Source organism: Kitasatospora sp. MAP5-34 (assembly GCF_029894335.1).
In the GTDB taxonomy this organism is placed as follows: domain Bacteria; phylum Actinomycetota; class Actinomycetes; order Streptomycetales; family Streptomycetaceae; genus Kitasatospora.
The window spans coordinates 50,024-70,522 of the sequence record NZ_JARXZC010000027.1 but is presented as its reverse complement, the minus strand read 5'-3'; the positions used below and the strand labels follow the sequence as shown (position 1 = coordinate 70,522).

General features: G+C 70.3%; 15 protein-coding genes and 2 tRNA genes. 5 read left to right on the top strand and 12 right to left on the bottom strand.

Going from position 1 to position 20,499, the window contains the following annotated elements; translation table 11 throughout:
• Positions 1 to 11: 11 nt before the first annotated feature.
• From P3T29_RS21670 to P3T29_RS21655, 4 genes are all read right to left on the bottom strand, one after another.
• Positions 12 to 617, bottom strand: coding sequence for an ATP-dependent Clp protease proteolytic subunit (locus P3T29_RS21670; RefSeq protein WP_280718248.1), 606 nt, complete (start codon positions 615 to 617; stop codon positions 12 to 14).
• A gap of 283 nt (positions 618 to 900) precedes the next feature.
• On the bottom strand, positions 901 to 2,295 hold the full coding sequence (gene tig / locus P3T29_RS21665; protein ID WP_280718213.1) for a trigger factor: 1,395 nt from the start codon (positions 2,293 to 2,295) through the stop codon (positions 901 to 903).
• A gap of 238 nt (positions 2,296 to 2,533) precedes the next feature.
• Positions 2,534 to 4,015, bottom strand: a complete 1,482-nt coding sequence (locus P3T29_RS21660) for an MDR family MFS transporter (protein WP_280718212.1) — start codon at positions 4,013 to 4,015, stop codon at positions 2,534 to 2,536.
• Between the two features lie 276 nt (positions 4,016 to 4,291).
• Positions 4,292 to 4,365 (bottom strand) — tRNA-Pro (locus tag P3T29_RS21655).
• Between the two features lie 174 nt (positions 4,366 to 4,539).
• Between P3T29_RS21655 and P3T29_RS21650 the strand changes: the two genes are divergently transcribed.
• A tRNA-Gly gene (locus P3T29_RS21650) sits at positions 4,540 to 4,613 on the top strand.
• Positions 4,614 to 4,754: 141 nt separating this feature from the next.
• Positions 4,755 to 5,531, top strand: coding sequence for a DUF6348 family protein (locus P3T29_RS21645; protein ID WP_280718211.1), 777 nt, complete (start codon positions 4,755 to 4,757; stop codon positions 5,529 to 5,531).
• 108 nt (positions 5,532 to 5,639) lie between these two features.
• On the opposite strand, the gene P3T29_RS21640 is transcribed toward P3T29_RS21645, so the two are convergent.
• A complete protein-coding gene (locus P3T29_RS21640) occupies positions 5,640 to 5,834 on the bottom strand; it encodes a hypothetical protein (RefSeq protein ID WP_280718210.1) in 195 nt (64 codons plus the stop codon).
• A gap of 493 nt (positions 5,835 to 6,327) precedes the next feature.
• Positions 6,328 to 7,473, bottom strand: coding sequence for a PP2C family protein-serine/threonine phosphatase (locus P3T29_RS21635; protein WP_280718209.1), 1,146 nt, complete (start codon positions 7,471 to 7,473; stop codon positions 6,328 to 6,330).
• 226 nt (positions 7,474 to 7,699) lie between these two features.
• Between P3T29_RS21635 and P3T29_RS21630 the strand changes: the two genes are divergently transcribed.
• Positions 7,700 to 8,980, top strand: a complete 1,281-nt coding sequence (locus tag P3T29_RS21630; protein ID WP_280718208.1) for a GNAT family N-acetyltransferase — start codon at positions 7,700 to 7,702, stop codon at positions 8,978 to 8,980.
• A 37-nt stretch (positions 8,981 to 9,017) separates the two neighbouring features.
• Here the strand turns inward: P3T29_RS21630 and P3T29_RS21625 are convergent, their stop codons facing one another.
• The gene (locus P3T29_RS21625; RefSeq protein ID WP_280718207.1) at positions 9,018 to 9,503 is read right to left on the bottom strand and encodes a ribose-5-phosphate isomerase; all 486 of its coding nucleotides are present in this window, start codon (positions 9,501 to 9,503) and stop codon (positions 9,018 to 9,020) included.
• Between the two features lie 123 nt (positions 9,504 to 9,626).
• Positions 9,627 to 10,229, bottom strand: coding sequence for a biotin transporter BioY (locus P3T29_RS21620; protein WP_280718206.1), 603 nt, complete (start codon positions 10,227 to 10,229; stop codon positions 9,627 to 9,629).
• A 418-nt stretch (positions 10,230 to 10,647) separates the two neighbouring features.
• Between P3T29_RS21620 and P3T29_RS21615 the strand changes: the two genes are divergently transcribed.
• The gene (locus P3T29_RS21615; RefSeq protein ID WP_280718247.1) at positions 10,648 to 11,946 is read left to right on the top strand and encodes an amino acid permease; all 1,299 of its coding nucleotides are present in this window, start codon (positions 10,648 to 10,650) and stop codon (positions 11,944 to 11,946) included.
• A gap of 65 nt (positions 11,947 to 12,011) precedes the next feature.
• On the opposite strand, the gene P3T29_RS21610 is transcribed toward P3T29_RS21615, so the two are convergent.
• Positions 12,012 to 12,647, bottom strand: a complete 636-nt coding sequence (locus tag P3T29_RS21610; protein ID WP_280718205.1) for a DsbA family protein — start codon at positions 12,645 to 12,647, stop codon at positions 12,012 to 12,014.
• A 239-nt stretch (positions 12,648 to 12,886) separates the two neighbouring features.
• Here P3T29_RS21610 and pepN point away from each other — a divergent pair, with 239 nt between their 5' ends.
• The gene (gene pepN, locus P3T29_RS21605) at positions 12,887 to 15,448 is read left to right on the top strand and encodes an aminopeptidase N (RefSeq protein ID WP_280718204.1); all 2,562 of its coding nucleotides are present in this window, start codon (positions 12,887 to 12,889) and stop codon (positions 15,446 to 15,448) included.
• A gap of 74 nt (positions 15,449 to 15,522) precedes the next feature.
• Here the strand turns inward: pepN and P3T29_RS21600 are convergent, their stop codons facing one another.
• The 3 genes from P3T29_RS21600 to argF all read right to left on the bottom strand — a co-directional run bounded on the left by P3T29_RS21600 (position 15,523) and on the right by argF (position 20,449).
• On the bottom strand, positions 15,523 to 16,149 hold the full coding sequence (locus P3T29_RS21600; RefSeq protein ID WP_280718203.1) for a maleylpyruvate isomerase family mycothiol-dependent enzyme: 627 nt from the start codon (positions 16,147 to 16,149) through the stop codon (positions 15,523 to 15,525).
• A gap of 90 nt (positions 16,150 to 16,239) precedes the next feature.
• Positions 16,240 to 18,885, bottom strand: a complete 2,646-nt coding sequence (gene acnA, locus P3T29_RS21595; RefSeq protein ID WP_280718202.1) for an aconitate hydratase AcnA — start codon at positions 18,883 to 18,885, stop codon at positions 16,240 to 16,242.
• Positions 18,886 to 19,447: 562 nt separating this feature from the next.
• The gene (gene argF, locus P3T29_RS21590) at positions 19,448 to 20,449 is read right to left on the bottom strand and encodes an ornithine carbamoyltransferase (RefSeq protein ID WP_280718201.1); all 1,002 of its coding nucleotides are present in this window, start codon (positions 20,447 to 20,449) and stop codon (positions 19,448 to 19,450) included.
• Positions 20,450 to 20,499 lie beyond the last annotated feature (50 nt).

Genomic DNA, 20,499 nt, shown 5'->3' with positions numbered 1-20,499 from the left:
GCCGGCTGCGGTCAGGCGCCGGTGCCGCCGCCGCCGGGGACGTCCGCGGCGCTGTGCATGATCGAGTCGATCAGGCCGTACTCCTTGGCCTGCTCCGGGGTGAACCAGCGGTCACGGTCGGAGTCGGCGGTGATCCGGTCGAAGCTCTGGCCGCTGTGGTGCGCGATCAGCTCCGACATCCGCTTCTTGGTGCGGAGCAGCTGCTCGGCCTGGATCCGGATGTCGGTGGCGGAGCCGCCGAGACCGGCCGAGGGCTGGTGCATCAGGATGTTGGCGTTCGGCAGCGAGAAGCGCTTGCCCTTGGCACCGGCGGTGAGCAGGAACTGGCCCATCGAGGCCGCCATGCCCATCGCGATCGTCACCACGTCGTTCTTGATGTACTGCATGGTGTCGTAGATCGCCATGCCCGCGGTGATCGAGCCGCCAGGGGAGTTGATGTAGAGGTAGATGTCCTTTTCCGGGTCGGCGGCCAGCAGCAGCAGCTGGGCCGTGATCCGGTTGGCGATGTCGTCATCCACCTGCGTGCCGAGGAAGATGATGCGCTCGTTGAGCAGCCGGTTGTAGACCTGGTCGCCCAGGCCGCCGAGCACGTCACCAGCGGCGGCGTGCGGCGCCATCAGGCCAGGCATCTGCATCTGCGGGAACGTCACTTAGCCACCTGCTCAGTCGATTTGAAGGCCGACCTGCGGCCGTCGCTTTGTCGCACAGTTCTGGGATATCACTGCGCCCTACCCGCGAAACGAAGTCGCGGTGTCGCTGTCTAAGGACCCTAACGCGCAGGCAGGGCCGCAGAATCCCCCACGCAGAACTGTTCGCTGTGAGCGCAGGGTCAGCGGGAGAGCACAGCGGGCCCGGACACCATGGGTGCCCGGGCCCGCTGCTGAGGTGCGACTACGAGGATCAGGCCTCGGCGCCGGTCTCCTCGGCCGGGGCGGCGGCGGCCTCGACCGTCTCGCCCGACTCGTCGGTCTCGTCGTCCTCGAAGGAGACGGCCTCACCGTTGGTGTCGGTGACCTTGGCGGCCTCGACGACCAGCGCGAGCGCCTTGCCACGGGCGACCTCGCCGACCAGCAGCGGCACCTGGCCACCCTCGACGACCTGCTGCGCGAACTGGTCCGGCGTCAGGCCGGAGCCGGCGGCACGGCGGATCAGGTGCTCGGTCAGCTCCTGCTGGTCGACCCCGATCTCCTCCTTGCCGACGATCTCGTCCAGGACGAACTGGGTCTTGATGCCCTTCTTCGCCTGCTCCTCGGTCTCGGCGTCGAACTCCTCGCGGGTCTTGCCCTGGGTCGCGAGGTAGGTGTCGAGGTTCAGGCCCATCGGCTCGAGCTGGTGGTGCTCGAGGTTGTGGCGACGGGTCTCGACCTCGTCCTTGAGGAGCTTCTCCGGGTAGTCCATCTCGACCAGCGTCAGCAGCTGGTCGAGGACCCGCTCCTGGGCCTGGGTCGCCTGGTCGAACTCACGCATGCGCTCCAGGCGCTTGCGGGAGTCGGCCTGCAGCTCCTCCAGGGTGTCGAACTCGCTCGCCAGCTGGGCGAACTCGTCGTCCAGAGCGGGCAGCTCCTTCTCCTGGACGGCCGTCACGGTGACGGTGACCTCCGAGGTCTGGCCGGCCTGGGTGCCGCCCTTGAGCTCGGTCTCGAAGGTCTTGGACTCACCGGCGGACAGGCCGACGACGGCCTCGTCGATGCCGTCCAGCAGGCGGCCGGAGCCGATCTCGTAGCTCACGCCGGTGGCGGTGCCGTCCTCGGGGACCTCACCGTCGACCTTCGCCTCGAGGTCGACGACCACGACGTCGCCCTCGGCGGCGGCGCGCTCGACGTCCTTGACCGAGGAGAAGCGCTCGCGCAGCTGCTCCAGGGACTTCTCGACATCCGCGTCCTCGACCACGATCGGGTCGACGACGACCTCGATGGCGGCGAAGTCCGGGAGGGAGATCTCCGGACGGACGTCGACCTCGGCGGTGAACTTGAGGTCACCGCCGTCGACGAGGCGCTCGACGCCCTCGATGTCCGTGATCTCGGGCTGTCCGAGGACCTCGATCTTGCCCTCGTCGACGGCCTGCGTGTAGAAGCGCGGCAGGGCGTCGTTGACGGCCTCCTCCAGCACTGCGGCACGGCCGAAGCGCTGGTCGATGACGCGGTTCGGGATCTTGCCCTTACGGAAGCCCGGGACCGAGACCTGCTGGTTGATCTTCTTGTACGCCGCGTCGAGGCTGGGCTTGAGCTCCTCGAAGGGCACCTCGACGGTGAGTCGAACCCGAGTGGGGTTCAGAGTCTCGACGGCGCTCTTCACGGTTGGGTCTCCTAGGGGCTTGCGGTCAGGTTGTCTCCGCCTGGCCGGCTCGGCCGAGTGGCCGGGTCGATCGGGCGAGACGGGCGATGGGCGGTTGGAGCTGCATCTCCCGTACGGGGGTGGACGGTGAGCTTGACTCCTCGCCCTCGGGCGGCTGACCTGCGTGCATACCGCAGGCACTACCGCCAGCGGCCCATCCTACCGGTACCACGAAAGGCGGACGCCCGGACGCCGCTGATCACGGTGTCGCGGCGGCCTCGGACTCCGTCCCCGGGGCCGCCGCCGCGGCCCTGCGCATGGTGGCGGCAGCGTCCGAATCCCGGACGAACAGCGCTGTCACAGCGGCCACGAGGGCCAGCGCGGCGGCCACCAGGAAGGCCGCCCGGTAGGCCGCGAGGTTCGCCGTGGGCGTACCTCCGGCCGTGCTGGTGACGGTCCCGACCGTCGCCAGCACCGTCCCGAGGACCGCCACCCCGAGAGCCGAGCCCAGCTGGCGCTGCGCGTTGTAGAGCGTCGAGGCCGCGCCGGTGGACCGTTGCGAGACGCCCGCGAAAGCCGCCGTCTGCGAGGGCATGAAGACGTGCGCCATGGCGAAACCCGTGACGAAGAGCAGCCCCCGGACGGCCCACAGGTTGCTGCCCGGACCGATCGTCGCCATCAGGGCGAGGCAGCTCGCGACCACCACGGCCCCGGTGGCGAGCAGCCGGCGCGGGCCGAAGCGCGGGTACAGCCGTCCGGCGACCTGCGAGGCGATCATCACGCCGACCGCCTCGGGGAAGACCATCAGCCCGCTGTGCAGGGCGTCCATGCCGAGGCCGTCCTGCATCAGCAGCGGGAAGAGGTAGAGCATCCCGAGGAAGGCCGCGCCGGAGAAGAGCGAGAGCAGGTTGGCCGTCCGGAAGATCCGGTCGCGGAACAGCCGCAGGTCGAGCATCGGCTCGGGCCGGCGGAGCTCCACCAGCACCAGGGCCACCAGCGCGGCCAGTCCGGCCCCGCCCGAGGCCAGGATCCGCGTACTCCCCCAGCCCTGCCCGGCGCCCTCGGCGAGCGCGTACATCGTCAGGCCGAACCCGGCCGCCGAGAGCAGGAAGCCCGCCGCGTCGAAGCGGCCGACCCGCTCGGTGCGGTTGTCGGGAAGGCTGCGGTAGTCGGGGAGGTGGGCCAGGCCGAAGACGAGCGCCAGGACGCCGATCGGGACGTTGACGATGAAGACCCAGTGCCAGGACCAGCTGTCCACCAGCCAACCGCCGAGCACGGGACCTGCCGCCGGTGCGACGGCGGTCGGGAGCATCAGCACGCGGGTGGCGCGCATCCGCTCCTCCTGCGGGAAGGCCCGGAAGAGCATGGTCATCCCGACCGGGGTGAGCAGACCGCCGGCCGCGCCCTGGAGGATCCGATAGGCCGTCAGCTGCCCGAGGCTGTCGGCACTGCCGCAGAGCAGCGAGGCGACGGTGAAGAGCGCCAGCGCGCCCAGGAAGACCCGGCGGGTGCCGTAGCGGTCGCCCAGCCAGCCGGAGAGCGGCACGAAGACGGCGAGCGTGACCAGGTAGCCGACGTTGACCACACCGACCGAGGCCGGGTCGACGTGGAACTGGCGGCCGATCGAGGGGAGCGCCACGTTCACGATCGTGGTGTCCATGATCGACATGAAGAGCGCGGCGACGAAGACCACGCCGACGGCGGCCTTGGGATCAAGCCGGGGGCGGTCGGCGAAAGGCATACGGGCTCACATCTTCTTCGGGGCTGCTGGGTCTGAGGGCGCTGAGTCTGATGGCCGCTGGGTCGGCTGGGTACGGCCGGGTACGGCTGGAAAGCCTTACCGTCCAACCGCAACACTTGGTGAACGATCAACATTCCAGCTTGCCCGGCCGCACCCGAAACGCCGGACAGTGCCCCGAACCACAGTGCCCCGAACCGCCAACGTCCCCCACGCTCCCGACAGGTACCCCGGAACGCCAACAGGGCCCCGTCCGTCGGACGAGACCCTGCCGCACTGTCGGGGTGACCGGATTCGAACCGACGGCCTTCCGCTCCCAAAGCGGACGCGCTACCAAACTGCGCCACACCCCGTGGTGCCGAGAGGAAGCGTACACGTCGGCCGGGCCCGGGCGGCCGTAATATGGACGGCCGTCGGACATGCCCGGGATCGAAAGTGGTGTGCGGGCAACCGGCCCGACCAGGTACGCTGTTCCCGTCCTCGCAGCCGGAAACGGCCGGGGGTGGTCTGTGCTCAGGCACAGCCCTGCGGGTGTAGCTCAATGGTAGAGCCCCAGTCTTCCAAACTGGCCACGCGAGTTCGATTCTCGTCACCCGCTCCAACTCTTCGGCCCCCGGTCGGCGATGACTTCGCCGACCGGGGGCCGAAGTCGTTCCACCCGCCCGTTTCCCGCTGGGGCCGCAGGCCGATACTCTCGCTCGCGTTCGAAGTTCGACTCTTTATTCGACCGAGGAGCCCGCCCGTGCGTCCGCAGGACCGACTGGCCGTCATACAGCGCAGCGTGGTCCGCGAAATGGCACGGTACGGCCAGCAGTTCACCGTGGACGGCGAGGTCGTCAGGGGCCCGGGCACCACGGCGGTGGCGGTCCGTGAGCATCCCGGGGACGACGGCGGGGGCCACGTCGACCTGGGGTTCGTCCTTCAACTCGGCCGGGCGGACGGCCCGGTGGTCTGGGACTGCGCGGCCGGCCTCGGCAAGACCGAGGAGGAGCAGCTCGACAACGCCGTCAAGATGTGGGCGACCACCACCGCGGCCACCGTGGTGGAGCTGCAGGAGCACTCCGGCGAACACGGCGACCACTACCGGCACCCCGGACTGCCGGGTCGGCACGCGGTCCAGGGCCCGGCGGCGGTCTTCGGGTTCGGCAGCGAGCAGCTGGCCGGCTGGCTCGCCGATCACCAACTGCTGCCCGCGCTGGCCGACGCACTGCATCCGGAGCTGACGGCGCCGCACGTCAACGGCGTCAAGCTGTTCCTCGGCGGCAAGGCCGGTGACGACATCGCGGAGGTCCGGGTCAACGGGGAGGTCTCGGAGGCCGCCTCGGCGGCGCTGCGCGCCCTGCCCTGGCCGCGCGGCGAACGCCTCTGCTGGGCCCGGCTGTTCATCCTGCTGGTGGACGAGGGCAGCCCGGAGCCCGAGCCGGACGCACAGTCGGCGGCGCCCGCCCCGGTCTACTCCCGCACACCCCGGCGCGGGTTGCTCAGCCGCTGGTGGCAGGCCCTGCGCGCTGGTCAGTGACGGCACGCCGACCGGCCCGGCAGATCAGCCGACCCATCGGCTGGCCCCATCGGCTGCCCCCAGCAGCGGACCTCATCGGCCGACCCCTTCGGCCGATCCGGGAACGCGTCAGCTGACCACGGAGGAGATCGTCTTCGCCATCTGGTTCAGGAAGTCATGGATGGGCGTCGCGGCCGTGGACTGGCTGACCATGAAGCCGAAGAGCGCGGCGAGAACCGCGTGACTGAGCTTCATCTGCTTGTTGCGGATGAAGATGACGACGATGACGCCGAACAGGAACAGCGCGGAGACGGAGAGGCCCACCCGAATTCACTTCCTCATTCTTTCGTAGCGAGGCTGCGTTACGGAGCACCGTGGTGGAACCCCGTGGCGACGCCCCCGCGCCCAGCTGCGGCACGGACGGTCTCGGGCAGAGTCCGGCCGTTCACACCGGAACCGGGGTACCTGGCTGCACCGCGGCACCTGCCGCGAGCCGCATGTGGTGCCCCCCATTCGCCGAGTGCCGACCAGCCCCGCCCGGACTCAGTGTGGTCGTTCGTGCCGACTGCGTAAAGGACTTGCTGGAAGCCCGGCACGAAGATCCTGCGATGTGAGACGAATTTCCGCCGACCGAGACGATAGCGCAAGGCTGCTGACGGAGTGTCGGCAGGGGCGGTTTGACCGGCCGCTGGGCGGGCCGTCGGCCCGGTCGGGGTCGGTCCTTCGGCGGCGTAGACGAAGCGTCAGGAATGGCCGAAGATCACCACCCGGACTTGACATATGCCAACCGGGGCCGACCCGCGCAGTCGCCGGCGGCTTACTGCCGCCAGAGCAGCAGGACCGCCCGGTCGTCGTTGACGTCCTTGGCCACCGTCTCGATCAGCTTGACCGCCGCACCCCGGTTGCCGCCGACCAGGAGCGACCTGGCGACCAGCCGGTCCGCCTCGCCCATCAGCCGGTCCATCCCCTCCGAGAGGTCCCGGCCGGGGATCTCCACCATGCCGTCGGTGCAGAGCATCAGCACATCACCCCGGTTCAACCGCCCCCGGACGCCCTCGAACTTGGCGCCGTCGTAGATCCCCAGCAGCGGGCCCTCCACCGACTCCTTGACCTCCCAGCGGCCGGCGCCCGAGAGCCGCTGCATCCCCGGCAGGTGACCCGCCGACAGCAGCTCGTACTCGCCGGTGTCCAGATCCAGCACCAGATGGACGGCGGTGGCGAAGCCCTCCTCCCACTCCTGGCGCAGCAGGTAGCCGTTGGCGGCGGGCAGGAACTCGTGCGCGGGCAGCGAGCCGAGCAGCCCGCCGAAGGCACCGGAGAGCAGCAGGGCGCGCGAACCGGCGTCCATGCCCTTGCCGGAGACGTCCGCGAGGACGGCCTCCAGCACCCGCCGGCCCGGCCCGGTCCGGGCGGCGACCACGAAGTCCCCGGAGAAGGACTGGCCGCCGGCCGGGCGCAGCGCCATGTCGGCGTACCAGCCCGCAGGCAGGTCGGGCACCCTGCTCTGGACCCGCAGCCGTTCCCGCAGGTCGAAGAGCATCGAGCCGCCGCCGCGCCAGGGCACGCCGACCCGGCTGCGGAACTGGGCGAGCATCAGCCCGGCCACCCCGACCGCGCCGACCACCAGGGCCGCACCGGGGGTGACGCCGAAGACGTAGGTGTCGGGACGGTCGCTGGCGACCCGCTCGCCGGTGTGGATCAGCGACTCGGCGGAGAGGCCGAGCGCGGCGGCGGCGTACAGCAGCACCAGCGTGCCGGGCCGGAGCAGCAGGGAGCCGGCGAGGATCGGCAGGACCAGCGCGGTGGGCGGGACCCAGGCGGGGATCCAGATGTTGAGCAGGACCAGCAGCGGGACGAGCACCAGGAACCCGGCGAAGGCGAGCCAGTCCGAGGCGTCACCACGGAAGTAGTCCACCCCGGTTCGGCGCAGCCTTCGCCGGGCCCGGTAGAGCCGCGCTCGCAACCGGGCCGTCCAGGGATCCTGAGCCGCTGTCGCGGCAGGTCCCGTCGCACTCGTCCGGGGCCGTGAGCCCGGCGTGCTGCCAGCCATGGGCTCTGACCTTATCCACCGTCACGGGTCGCCGTCGACGGGGCGGACGGTGTCGGCCGAGATCTTCGCCGCCGACATCTCGGAGCCGACGCCGCAATTCGGTCGCGATTGTCCCGGAGCTGGTGATAGCTGTTGGCATATGACTGCCGATGCTGCCGCTTCCGACACCTCGCCCCTTCGCGCACCGACCATCCGCACACTGAACCCAGCGGAGTGGGACACCTGGTACCGCGCTCTGGAGATCGCCTTCGGCGGTCGGGAGGAGGAGCCGGAGGAGCGCGGGCTCTGGCGCGAGCTGTCCGACGTCGACCGTGCGCTGGCGGCCTGGGACGGTCCGGCGGTGGTCGGGGGCGCGGGGGCGTTCAGCTTCGGGATGGCGGTGCCCGGGGGCGCGGTGCTGCCCACGGCGGGCGTGACGATGGTCGGCGTGCTGCCGACGCACCGTCGGCGCGGCCTGCTGACCGCGCTGATGAGCCGTCAGCTGGACGACATCCACGAGCGCGGCGAGGCACTGGCGGTGCTCACCGCCTCGGAGCCGGCCATCTACGGGCGGTACGGCTACGGCCTCGGCACCTGGCGGCTGTCACTGACCATCCCGCGCGGAAAGGTCCGGGTACACTCCCCCGGCGACGCCGCCGTCCGACTGCGGCTGGCCGACCCGGCGGAGAGCAGCCCGGCCTGCGAGCGGCTGTACGCGTCCCGGGTGCCGCTGCGGCCGGGCATGCTGGAGCGCCGACCGGGCTGGGAGCGGCTCCCGCTGCTGGACGCGCCCGGCTCGCGCGGCGGCTACTCCCCGCTGCAGTGCGTGCTGGCCCAGGACAGGGAGAGCGGGCGCCTGCTCGGCTACGCCCGCTACGCGGCCAACGTGGCGTGGGGCCCGACAGACATCCCGGGCGGCACGGTGAAGGTCCGCGACGTGGAGGCGGAGTCGCCGCAGGTGTACGCGGCGCTCTGGTCCTTCCTGCTCGACCTCGATCTGACCGAGACCGTCACGATCCGCAGCCGCCCGGTCGACGACCCGCTGCTGCACCTGGTCTCGGACCCGCGCCGCCTGGAGCCCCGCCTCAGCGACTCGCTCTTCGTCCGACTGGTGGACGTCGGCGCGGCCCTGCGGGAGCGCGGCTACGCGGCGCCGGTGGAGGTCGTCCTGGACGTCACCGACGAGTTCTGCCCGTGGAACACCGGCCGCTGGAAGCTGCACAGCGGCGGCCCGGGCAAGGGCGCGTCCTGCGAGCGGACCGCCGAGTCGGCGGAACTCGCCCTGAACGTACGGACGTTGGGCTCGGCCTATCTGGGCGGGACGACGCTGGCGGCCCTGGCGGCCGCCGGGCGGGTGACCGAACTGCGCCAAGGGGCGCTGGCCGAAGCCTCGCGGGCCTTCGCGTCGGACATCGCACCCTGGCTGCCGCACGGATTCTGACGATCCGTACGGCAGCTCCTGAGCTCCTGGCGGAAGGTCAGCCCTGCGGGTGGTGGGCCGGGATGGGCGGCAGCTCGCCGGTGGTCTCGTACTCGCTGAGCATCTCGATCCGGCGGGTGTGCCGGGGCTCGCCGCTGTACGGGGTGTTGAGGAAGATCTCGACGAACTTGGTCGCCTCGTCCTCGGTGTGCATCCGGCCACCGATGGAGATCACGTTGGCGTTGTTGTGCTCGCGGCCGAGCGAGGCGGTCTGCTCGCTCCAGGCGAGCGCAGCCCGGACGCCCTTGACCTTGTTGGCGGCGATCGCCTCGCCGTTGCCCGAGCCGCCGATCACGATGCCCAGCGCCTCGGGGTCGGCGGCGGTGCGCTCGGCGGCACGCAGGCAGAACGGCGGGTAGTCGTCCTCGGCGTCGAGGATGTGCGGCCCGCAGTCGACCGGCTCATGGCCGGCCTCCTTCAGCCACTGGACGAGGTGGTTCTTGAGGTCGTATCCGGCATGGTCGGAACCCAGGTACACGCGCATGCGGAAAGTGTTGCACGTGCTCCGGTTGCACCACCAAAGGGGCGCGGGGAACTGCGCGAGATCGGCGGGCAACGACCTGTGCCCTCCCGCTTTCGCGCAGTTCCCCGCGCCCCTGGCACTGCCTCAGCGTCGGCCGAGGAGCTTCCAGGTGAGCGGGAGGGCGCCCATGGCGACGAGTACCTTGAGGCCGTCGCCGACCAGGTAGGGGTAGAGGCCGAGGTCGGCGGCCTTCGCGAGCGGGACGTGCAGGGAGGCTGCCAGGTACGGCACGCCGACCGCGTAGATCGCCAGGTTGCCGAGCACCATGGCCACGGCGGTGCGCAGCGGGCTGCGGTCCGCGCCGCGCCGGGCCAGTGCGCCGGTCAGGCCCGCCGCCAGGACGAAGCCGAGCACGTAACCGAGGCTCGGCATCGCCCAGCCGGAGCTGCCGGCGGCGAACCAGGGCAGGCCGGCCATCCCGGCCAGCAGGTAGAGGCCGAGCGAGGCGATGCCCCGCCGGGTGCCGAGCGCGGTGCCGACCAGCAGGGCGGCGAAGGTCTGGCCGGTGACCGGCACCGGGGAGCCCGGGACGGTGACGGACAGCTGGGCCGCAAGCCCGGTCAGCGCCGCGCCGCCGGCCACCAGCGCGAGTTCGCGGGCCTGGCTGCCGAGCCGCCCGGCCGCGCGCGGAAGCAGGTCGGCGAGGACCGGGGTGGACGGTACGACGGTGGCGGTGGCCGTGGCCATGAGCGGGTCTCCAGTTCTGACACGACTAGTTCTGACACGACTAGTTCTAGTACGGCGCGTTCTGGCGCGGCGCGTTCTGGCGCGGCGCTTCGGTGATCAGTTGCGAACCTACGCGGTGGGACGTGCCCGCACGGCATCGTCCCCGACAAAGCGTCAGCCCCCGGACTTGTCGGATTCAACCTTCCATCGGTCCGATGCGTACGGATCAGGTCACTTTCGGTCACATCAGTGTCCGTATACCGAGCTTTGCTCGCACTGACCACGAACCGTGTCGAATAGTGGACAGCTCCCCACGCTATTCGTACAGTCTGGATCCGCCCTGATGTCGACCCCCACCACTCAGCAGCCGCCTGCGCCCACGGACCAGGCGTCCGGCGGCCGGCAGCTGAGCCACGGCCTCAAGCAGCGTCACCTCTCGATGATCGCGCTCGGCGGGGTGATCGGCGCCGGGCTGTTCGTCGGCTCGGGGGCCGGCATCGCCGCCGCCGGACCGTCCATCGTGCTCGCCTTCGCCGCCTCCGGGCTGCTGGTGATGCTGGTGATGCGGATGCTCGGCGAGATGTCGGCGGCCCGTCCTGCCAGCGGATCGTTCTCGGTGCACGCCGAGAAGGAGATCGGCCCGTGGGCGGGGCTGACGGTCGGCTGGATGTTCTGGACGCTGCTCTGCGTCGGCGTGGCGGCGGAGGCGATCGGCGCGTCGCACGTGATGGCCGCCTGGTTCCCCGGCGTGCCGTCAGCCGTCTGGGTGGGCCTCTTCATGGTCTTCTTCTGCGCCACCAACCTGGCGGCGGTGAAGAACTTCGGCGAGTTCGAGTTCTGGTTCGCCGCGATCAAGGTCACCGCCATCGCGGCCTTCCTGGTGATCTGCGTCCTCGCCGTCCTCGGCCTGCTGCCCGGCACCTCCGCCCCCGGCGCCGCCAACCTGACCGGCCAGGGCGGCTTCTTCCCGAAGGGCAGCGCCGGTCTGGTCACCGGCCTGCTGGCCTCGGTGTTCGCGTACGGCGGCCTGGAGACCGTGACGATCGCCGCCGCCGAGTCCGAGAACCCCCGCCGCAGCGTGGCGACCGCCGTCCGCACCGCGATGTGGCGGATCGCGCTCTTCTACGTCGGCTCGATGGCGGTCATCGTGACCCTGGTGCCGTGGAACGACCCCGCAGTGGTCAAGCAGGGCCCGTACGTCGCGGTGCTGAGCAGCCTCGGCATCCCCGGCGCGGCCCAGCTGATGAACGTGGTGGTGCTTATCGCGCTGCTCTCCGCGATGAACGCCAACATCTACGGCTCCTCGCGGATGGCGTACTCGCTGGTCCAGCGCGGCCAGGGCCCGCGCGTGCTCGCCAGGGTGAGCAGCGGGGTGCCGCGCCCGGCGGTGCTGGCCTCGTCGGCGTTCGGCTTCCTCGCGGTACTGCTGAGCTACTGGTGGCCGACCACCGTCTTCAACTGGCTGCTCAACATGGTCGGCGCGGCCGTGCTGGTGGTCTGGGCGTTCATCGCGGTGGCGCAGCTGCGGATGCGGCGGCGGCTGGAGCGCGAGGCGCCCGAGCTGCTCACCGTGCGGATGTGGCTCTTCCCGTACCTGACCTGGGCCGCGCTGGCCGCGATCCTCGGGGTGCTCGCCCTGATGACCCTGGACGCCGACAACCGCATCCAGCTCTACTTCACCGCCGGTCTCACGGTGGTCCTCTCGGCGATCGGCCTGCTGAAGCAGCGCACCCGGTAAAGCAGCGCACCCGGTAAAGCGGTAGGGGCGCGAGGCAGCGCCCCGCGCCCCTACCAGCGGGCCTGTTACTCGAAAGACGGTTTGGCCGTCCGGGTCCGCTTGATCTCGTAGAAGCCGGGCGTCGAGGCGACCAGCACGGTGCCGTCCCAGAGGCGGGCGGCGGCCTCGCCGCGCGGGATCGGGGTGACCACCGGGCCGAAGAAGGCGACCCGGTCGCCGTCCGGGCCGTCCACCGCGATGACCGGGGTGCCGACGTCCTGGCCGACCAGCGTGATGCCCTCGGCGTGCGAGGCGCGCAGGGCCTCGTCGTACGCGTCGCTGTCGGCGGCGTCCGCCAGCTCGACCGGCAGGCCGGCCGCCACCAGCGCGGCCTCGATGGTCGAACGCTCGTTGGGCAGAGCCTGGTTGTGGAAGCGGGTGCCCAGCTCGGTGTAGAGCGGGCCGAGCACCTTGTCACCGTGCGCCTGCGCGGCGGCGATCAGCACGCGGACCGGGCCCCACGCCTTGGCCATCGCCTCGCGGTACTGCTCGGGCAGGTTCTCGTTGTGCTCGTTCAGCACGGCCAGGCTCATCACGTGCCAGCGGGTGTCCACCGGGCGGAGCTTCTCGACCTCCAGCATCCAGCGCGAGGTCATCCAGGCCCAGGGGCAGAGCGGGTCGAACCAGAAGTCGGCGATCTTGCGGGAATCGGCAGTGGTCACGTGACTGCGTCCTTCTGTCGGTACGAACGGGCTGTCGGTACGAACGGGCTGTCGGTACGAACGGGCTGTTGCTTCAGCAACTAACGCCACGGGCGCGGCCCGCATTCCGGACCGGCGGAACAGCCGAACAGGTGCAATGGCACGGCCTGCGGTGCGTGAAAGGATGCTGCGGGAAAACCTCCCACCGCTCAACCCCACCGCAGATCACAGCGTGCGCGCCGGACAAAGGAGTACCGCCCGTGCCGGGTAAGAACCTGAGCCGCGACGAAGCCCAGCAGCGGGCCGACATCCTCGCCGTGGACGGCTACCGCGTCCAGCTCGACGTGGCCTCCGCCGAGGATCCGGCAGCGGCCACCTTCAGGTCCACCACCACCATCGAGTTCCGCAGCTCCGCTTCGGGCTCGGCCACCTTCGTCGACCTGCTCGCGCCCACCGTGCGCGCGGTCAGCCTGAACGGGCGCGACCTCGACCCGGCACTGGTCTTCGACGGCTCCCGGGTGACCGTCGAAGGGCTCGCCGAGCGGAACGTCCTGGTGATCGAGGCGGACTGCGCGTACAGCCGGACGGGCCAGGGGCTGCACCGCTTCGTCGACCCGACCGACGGCGAGACCTACCTCTACACCCACCTCGAACCGGCCGACGCCCGGCGGGTGTTCGCCGCCTTCGAGCAGCCGGACCTGAAGGCGCCCTTCACCTTCACGGTGACCGCGCCGGCCGCCTGGGACGTTTACGCCAACTCCGTGCACGAGTCCGTGGACGCCGAAGGCGACGTCCGGGTCTGGCAGTTCGCGCCGACCCAGCCGATCTCCAGCTACCTCACCGCCGTGGTGGCCGGCCCGTACCACGTGGTGCGTGACCACTACAGCCGCAAGCTCGCCGACGGCAGCACGCTGGAGATCCCGCTCGCCGCGACCTGCCGCAGGTCGCTGGCGCCGCACTTCGACGCGGACGAGATCCTCACCGTCACCAAGCAGGGGCTGGACTACTTCCACGAGGAGTTCGACTACCCCTACCCCTTCGGCAAGTACGACCAGTGCTTCGTGCCCGAGTACAACATCGGCGCGATGGAGAACCCCGGCTGCGTGACCTTCCGCGAGGAGTTCGTCTTCCGCTCCAAGGTCACCGAGGCGGCGTACGAGGGCCGGGCCAACGTCATCCTGCACGAGATGGCGCACATGTGGTTCGGCGACCTGGTCACCATGAAGTGGTGGGACGACCTGTGGCTGAAGGAGTCCTTCGCCGACTTCATGGGCTCGTACTCGCAGGTCGCGGCCACCAAGTACCAGTCGGCCTGGATCACCTTCGCCAACCGGCGGAAGGCGTGGGCCTACCGGCAGGACCAGTTCCCCACCACCCACCCGATCACGGCCGACATCCGTGACCTGGAGGACGCCAAGCTCAACTTCGACGGCATCACCTACGCCAAGGGCGCCTCGGTGCTCAAGCAACTGGTGGCGTACGTCGGGCGGGACGCGTTCTTCGACGGTGTCCGGCAGTACTTCAAGCGGCACGCGTTCGGGAACACTGTGCTCGGCGATCTGCTCGGCGCGCTGGAGGAGACCAGCGGGCGCGACCTCACCGCCTGGTCCGCCGCCTGGCTGCAGACCTCCGGGGTCAACCTGCTCACCCCGCAGGTCACCGTGGACTCCGAGGACCGGATCACCGAGTTCGCCGTGGGCCAGGACGGCGGCACGCCGCGTCCGCACCGCCTGGCGATCGGCTTCTACGACCGGGACGCCGACGGTTCGCTGGTCCGCACCCACCGGGTCGAGCTGGACGTGACCGGCCCCCGTACGGTCGTCACCGAGCTCGCCGGGCTGCCCCGGCCCGCGCTGGTGCTGCTCAACGACGACGACCTGACGTACTGCAAGATCCGCTTCGACGACCACTCGCTGGAGACCCTGCGGTCCTCCCTCGGCAGCATCACCGACCCGCTGGCCCGCGCCCTCACCTGGTCCGCCGTCTGGAACCTGACCCGGGACGGCGTGATGCCGGCCCGCGACTACCTCGCCCTGGTGGAGAGCTTCGCCGGGTCGGAGTCGCAGATCGGCGTCCTGCAGTCGCTGCACCAGCAGGCCAAGGGCGCGCTGGACCTCTACGCCGACCCCGACCGGCGGGCCGAGGGCGGCCGGTTGCTCGCCGAGGGCGCGCTGCGCGAGCTGCGCGCCGCCGAGCCGGGCAGTGACCACCAGCTGGCCTGGGCCCGGTTCCTGGCTCACACCGCCTCCGGCGCCGAGCACCTGCAGCTGGTCAAGGGCCTGCTGGCGGGCACCGCCAGGATCGACGGCCTGAAGATCGACCAGGAGCTGCGCTGGGAGCTCTGGCTGACCCTGGCCTGCTCCGGCGAGGCGAACCCGGCGGAGCTGCGGGCCGAGCTGGACCGCGACAACACCGCCAGCGGCAAGCAGCACCTGACGCACTGCCTCGCCGCAGTGCCGACCGCCGAGGCCAAGGCCGCCGCCTGGTCGGCGGTGATCGACTCGGACGAGCTGCCCAACGCGCTGGTGGAGGCAGAGATCGCGGGCTTCGCGCAGCCGAACCAGCGTGAGCTGACGGCCGGTTACACGGCCGGGTACTTCGAGCTGCTGGAGACCGTCTGGGCGCAGCGCAGCATCGAGATCGCCATGAAGATCGTCGGCGGCTTCTTCCCGCGCCTGCAGACGAACGAGCAGACGCTGGCCGCCGCCGACGGCTGGCTGGCGGACCACCAGCAGGCGGCCCCCGCCCTGCGCCGCCTGGTCCTGGAAGGCCGGGACGACCTCGCCCGCGCCCTGCGCGCACAGGCCTGCGACCGGGCCTGACGGCTGGTCAGCCCAAAGGGGGGCGTGGGGCTCTGCCCCGCGCCCCCAGCCCCCTACCGGCGGACGCTCTTAGGTCACCCCATCCGGGAGGCGAGCGTGGGCAGGCCCTCCCCCGTGAGCTCGGTGAGCCCTGCCCCCCGGCCGGTGATCGCGAGCAGCAACGGGAGCATCGGCCCCGCGACCTCGGGCCCGCTCCCCGCCGACCAGCCGGTGTCGGTCGCCCGCAGGGTCAGCCCGGCGACCCGGCGCTTGCCGCCCATCAGCAGGTTGGAACGCCGGTAGAAGTCGGCGCAGCGCGTCAGTGCCTCGGCGGGGTAGCTGTGCGCGATCCCCAGCGGGCGGCGGATGTCCTCGGCGTGGACGACGGTCTCGCCCAGCCAGCTCTCGTCCGGGCCCGGCGGGTGGCCGGTCGAGGTCAGCTGTTCGGCGAAGCGGTCCAGCGTGTCCTGGGACGTCCCGGCCGTCAGCTCGGCGATCTCCCGGGCGGTCATCACCTCGAACCGGAAACCCGCCCGAGCCATCTTCAGGAAGAAACCTGGAGGGGTCATCCGCGCGGTGGCCGTCAGGTGCGCGAGCGTGTCACGGACCGTCCGCCCCGCGCAGAGCGAGGGGGTCGCCCACTGCTGGGGCGTCAACGGTTCCACGTCCACGAGCAGGGCCCGGCGCTCGGCGTGGATCAGCGCCCACGGATCAGTCCTCATACCTCCGTGGTAGCACGAAGACGGCCGGGCCGCCCCTCCCCCCTGCGGGGGTGGGACGGCCCGGCCGCCGTGGCTACGAGGCTACGAGGCTCAGCCGATGAGCGAGCGCAGCACGTACTGCAGGATGCCACCGTTGCGGTAGTAGTCCGCCTCACCGGGGGTGTCGATGCGCACCTTGGCGTCGAACTCGACGCTGCCCGCGACGACCTTGACGGTCTGCGGGATGCCACCGTCGTTGAGCGCGACGACGCCGGAGATCGAGAAGGTCTCCTCGCCGGTCAGACCCAGCGAGTCGGCCGTCTGGCCCTCGGGGAACTGCAGCGGCAGGACGCCCATGCCGATCAGGTTGGAGCGGTGGATGCGCTCGTAGGATTCGGCGATGACGGCCTTGACGCCCAGCAGCGCGGTGCCCTTGGCGGCCCAGTCACGGGACGAGCCCGAGCCGTACTCCTTGCCCGCCAGGACGACCAGCGGGATGCCGGCTGCCTGGTAGTTCTGCGAGGCGTCGTAGATGAACGACACCGGGCCGTCGGCCTGGGTGAAGTCGCGGGTGTAGCCGCCCTCGGTGCCCGGCGCGATCTGGTTGCGCAGGCGGATGTTGGCGAAGGTGCCGCGGATCATCACCTCGTGGTTGCCACGACGCGAGCCGAACGAGTTGAAGTCGCGCTTCTCCACACCGTGCTCGGTGAGGTACTGCGCGGCCGGGGTGCCCGGCTTGATCGAGCTGGCCGGGGAGATGTGGTCGGTGGTGACCGAGTCGCCCAGCTTGGCGAGGACGCGGGCGCCGGCGATGTCGGTCACCGGGCTCGGGGTCTTCGCCATGCCCTCGAAGTACGGGGGCTTGCGGACGTAGGTGGACTCGGCGTCCCACTCGAAGGTGTTGCCGGTCGGGATCGACAGCGACTGCCAGCGGTGGTCACCGGCGAAGACGTCCGCGTAGTCCTTGGCGAACATCGCCTGGTCGATGGAGGCCGCGACGGTCTCCTCGATCTCCAGCTCGGACGGCCAGATGTCGGCGAGGAAGACGTCGTTGCCGTCCTGGTCCTTGCCGAGCGAGTCGCGGGTGATGTCCACGTTCATCGAACCGGCGATGGCGTAGGCGACCACCAGCGGCGGCGAGGCCAGGTAGTTCATCTTGACGTCGGGGTTGATCCGGCCCTCGAAGTTGCGGTTGCCGGAGAGCACCGAGACGACGGCGAGGTCGGCCTCGTTGACGGCCTTCGAGACCTCCTCGGGCAGCGGGCCCGAGTTGCCGATGCAGGTGACGCAGCCGTAGCCGACCAGGTTGAAGCCCAGCTTCTCCATGTAGGGGAGCAGGCCGGCCTTCTCGTAGTAGTCCATGACGACCTTGGACCCGGGGGCCAGGGTGGTCTTGACCCAGGGCTTGACGTGCAGGCCCTTCTCCACGGCCTTCTTCGCCAGCAGGGCGGCGCCCAGCATGACGGAGGGGTTGGAGGTGTTGGTGCAGGAGGTGATCGAGGCGATCACGACCGCGCCGTTGTCGATCTCGTACGTCGCACCCTCGGGGGTGGTGACGGCGGTCGGCTTGCTGGCCTCGGCGGAGTACGTCGGCAGCGCCTCGGCGAACTTGGTCGCGGCCTCGGCCAGGATCACGCGGTCCTGCGGACGCTTCGGGCCGGCGATCGACGGGACGACGGTGGAGACGTCCAGCTCGAGGTACTCGGAGTAGACCGGCTCGACCGACGGGTCGTGCCAGAGGCCCTGCTCCTTGGCGTACGCCTCGACCAGCGCGAGCTGCTGCTCGCTGCGACCGGTGAGCCGCAGATAGTGGATCGTCTCGACGTCGATCGGGAAGATCGCGCAGGTCGAGCCGAACTCCGGCGACATGTTGCCGATGGTGGCGCGGTTCGCGAGCGGGATGGCGGAGACGCCGGCGCCGTAGAACTCGACGAACTTGCCGACCACACCGTGCTTGCGCAGCATCTCGGTGATGGTGAGCACGAGGTCGGTGGCGGTGGCACCGGCCGGGAGCTCGCCGTTCAGCTTGAAGCCGACCACGCGCGGGATGAGCATCGAGACCGGCTGACCGAGCATCGCGGCCTCGGCCTCGATGCCGCCAACGCCCCAGCCCAGCACGCCCAGGCCGTTGACCATGGTGGTGTGCGAGTCGGTGCCGACGCAGGTGTCGGGGTACGCCTGGCCGTTACGGACCATGACGGTGCGGGCCAGGTGCTCGATGTTGACCTGGTGGACGATGCCGGTGCCCGGGGGGACGACCTTGAACTCGTCGAACGCGGTCTGACCCCAGCGCAGGAACTGGTAGCGCTCCTTGTTGCGGCCGTACTCGATCTCGACGTTCTGGGTGAACGAGTCCTTGGTGCCGAACTTGTCGGCGATGACGGAGTGGTCGATGACCAGCTCGGCCGGGGCCAGCGGGTTGATCTTCGCCGGGTCGCCACCGAGGTCCTTGACGGCCTCACGCATGGTGGCGAGGTCGACGACACACGGCACGCCGGTGAAGTCCTGCATGATCACGCGGGCCGGCGTGAACTGGATCTCGTGGCTCGGCTCGGCGGCCGCGTCCCAGTTGCCCAGGGTGCGGATGTGGTCGGCGGTGATGTTCGCGCCGTCCTCCGTGCGGAGCAGGTTCTCCAGCAGCACCTTGAGGCTGTACGGCAGCCGCTCGGAACCCTCGACGGCGGAGAGCTTGAAGATCTCGTACGACTCGTCGCCCACCTGCAGCGAGCTGCGGGCGTCGAAGCTGTTCGCGGACACGACTGACTCCTTCTTGGGTGCTTCGTGCTTGAGGTGCTTCGCGAGGCCGATGGTAAGGTAAGCCTTAGTTAGGCTCAGTGCCTTGACCGTGCGCGTGTGCCTCTCGGTAAGTATCTTGATGTCAAGATAAACCATAGCGCGGAGTTATCTCGATGTCGAGATAAACCATAGTGCATGCCTACGCGCGCGTGGCGTCAGGCATGCCCTTCCGACCGTCCGTTTCGATTCGTCGATCCGCGCCTCTTGAGAGTGACCTCCTGGCACGGCCTCGCATCGCGTGAGCGGCCGGACAGTAACGGTGGGCGGTGTCACCAGCCGCCCTCCGAGAGGTCCGATCCGATGCCCTTCCCGCTCCCCGGCCTATGCGAACGAGCACAACGGGCTACGACTGACACTCCGTACGGACGACCAGGGCACCGGCTCGGCGCACACGGCCGCGGCCTGGGCCTTCCGGCCCGGCGAGGCCCACTCGATCGTCCTGCACGCCGGCCCACCGGCGGGCGCGCACGGCGCGGCCGACCGGGTGGCCTGCGTGGACGTCAGCTTCCGAGCACACAGGCCGTTATGAGCCCAGGGTGGCGACCAGCACGGCCTTGATGGTGTGCAGCCGGTTCTCCGCCTGGTCGAAGACCACCGAGTGCGCGGACTCGAACACCTCGTCGGTGACCTCCAGCTCCGACATCCCGGTGACCTCGTGCATCTGGCGGCCGATCTCGGTACCGAGGTCGTGGAAGGCCGGCAGGCAGTGCAGGAACTTCACGGCCGGGTTGCCCGTCGCCCGGACGGTCTCCATCGAGACCTGGTACGGCTTCAGCAGCGAGATCCGCTCGGCCCAGACGTCCTTGGGCTCGCCCATCGAGACCCAGACGTCGGTGTAGAGGAAGTCGGCACCGGCCACCCCGGCGGCGACGTCCTCGGTGAGGGTGATCCGGGCCCCGGTGGTCTCGGCCAGCACCTCGGCCGCCTTCCGCACCTCGGCGGCGGGCCAGAGCTGCTCGGGCGCGACGATCCGGATGTCCAGCCCGAGCAGGGCGCCGGTGACGAGCAGCGAGTTGCCGGTGTTGCAACGGGCGTCGCCGAGGTAGGCGAGCGTGACCTGCTCCAGCGGCTTGGCGCTGTGCTCCTGGATGGTCAGGATGTCCGCCAGCATCTGGGTCGGGTGCCACTCGTCGGTGAGACCGTTCCAGACCGGGACGCCCGCGTGGGCGGCCAGCTCCTCCACGACCTGCTGGCCGTGCCCCCGGTACTCGATGCCGTCGAACATCCGGCCGAGGACGCGGGCGGTGTCCTTGGCCGACTCCTTGTGACCCATCTGCGAGCCGGACGGGTCGAGGTACGTGGTGTTCGCGCCCTGGTCGTGGGCGGCCACCTCGAACGCGCAGCGGGTGCGGGTGGAGGTCTTCTCGAAGATCAACGCGATGTTCTTGCCGCGCAGCCGCTGCTGCTCGGTCCCGGCGTACTTGGCTGCCTTGAGCTGCGCGGAGAGATCCAGCAGGAAGCGGAACTCCTGCGGAGTGAAGTCGAGCTCCTTGAGGAAGTGCCTGTTCCGGAGGTTGAAAGCCATGCCGGGCTCCTGGGGTGGCGGGGACACTGACGGGGGACACTGAGACGGGA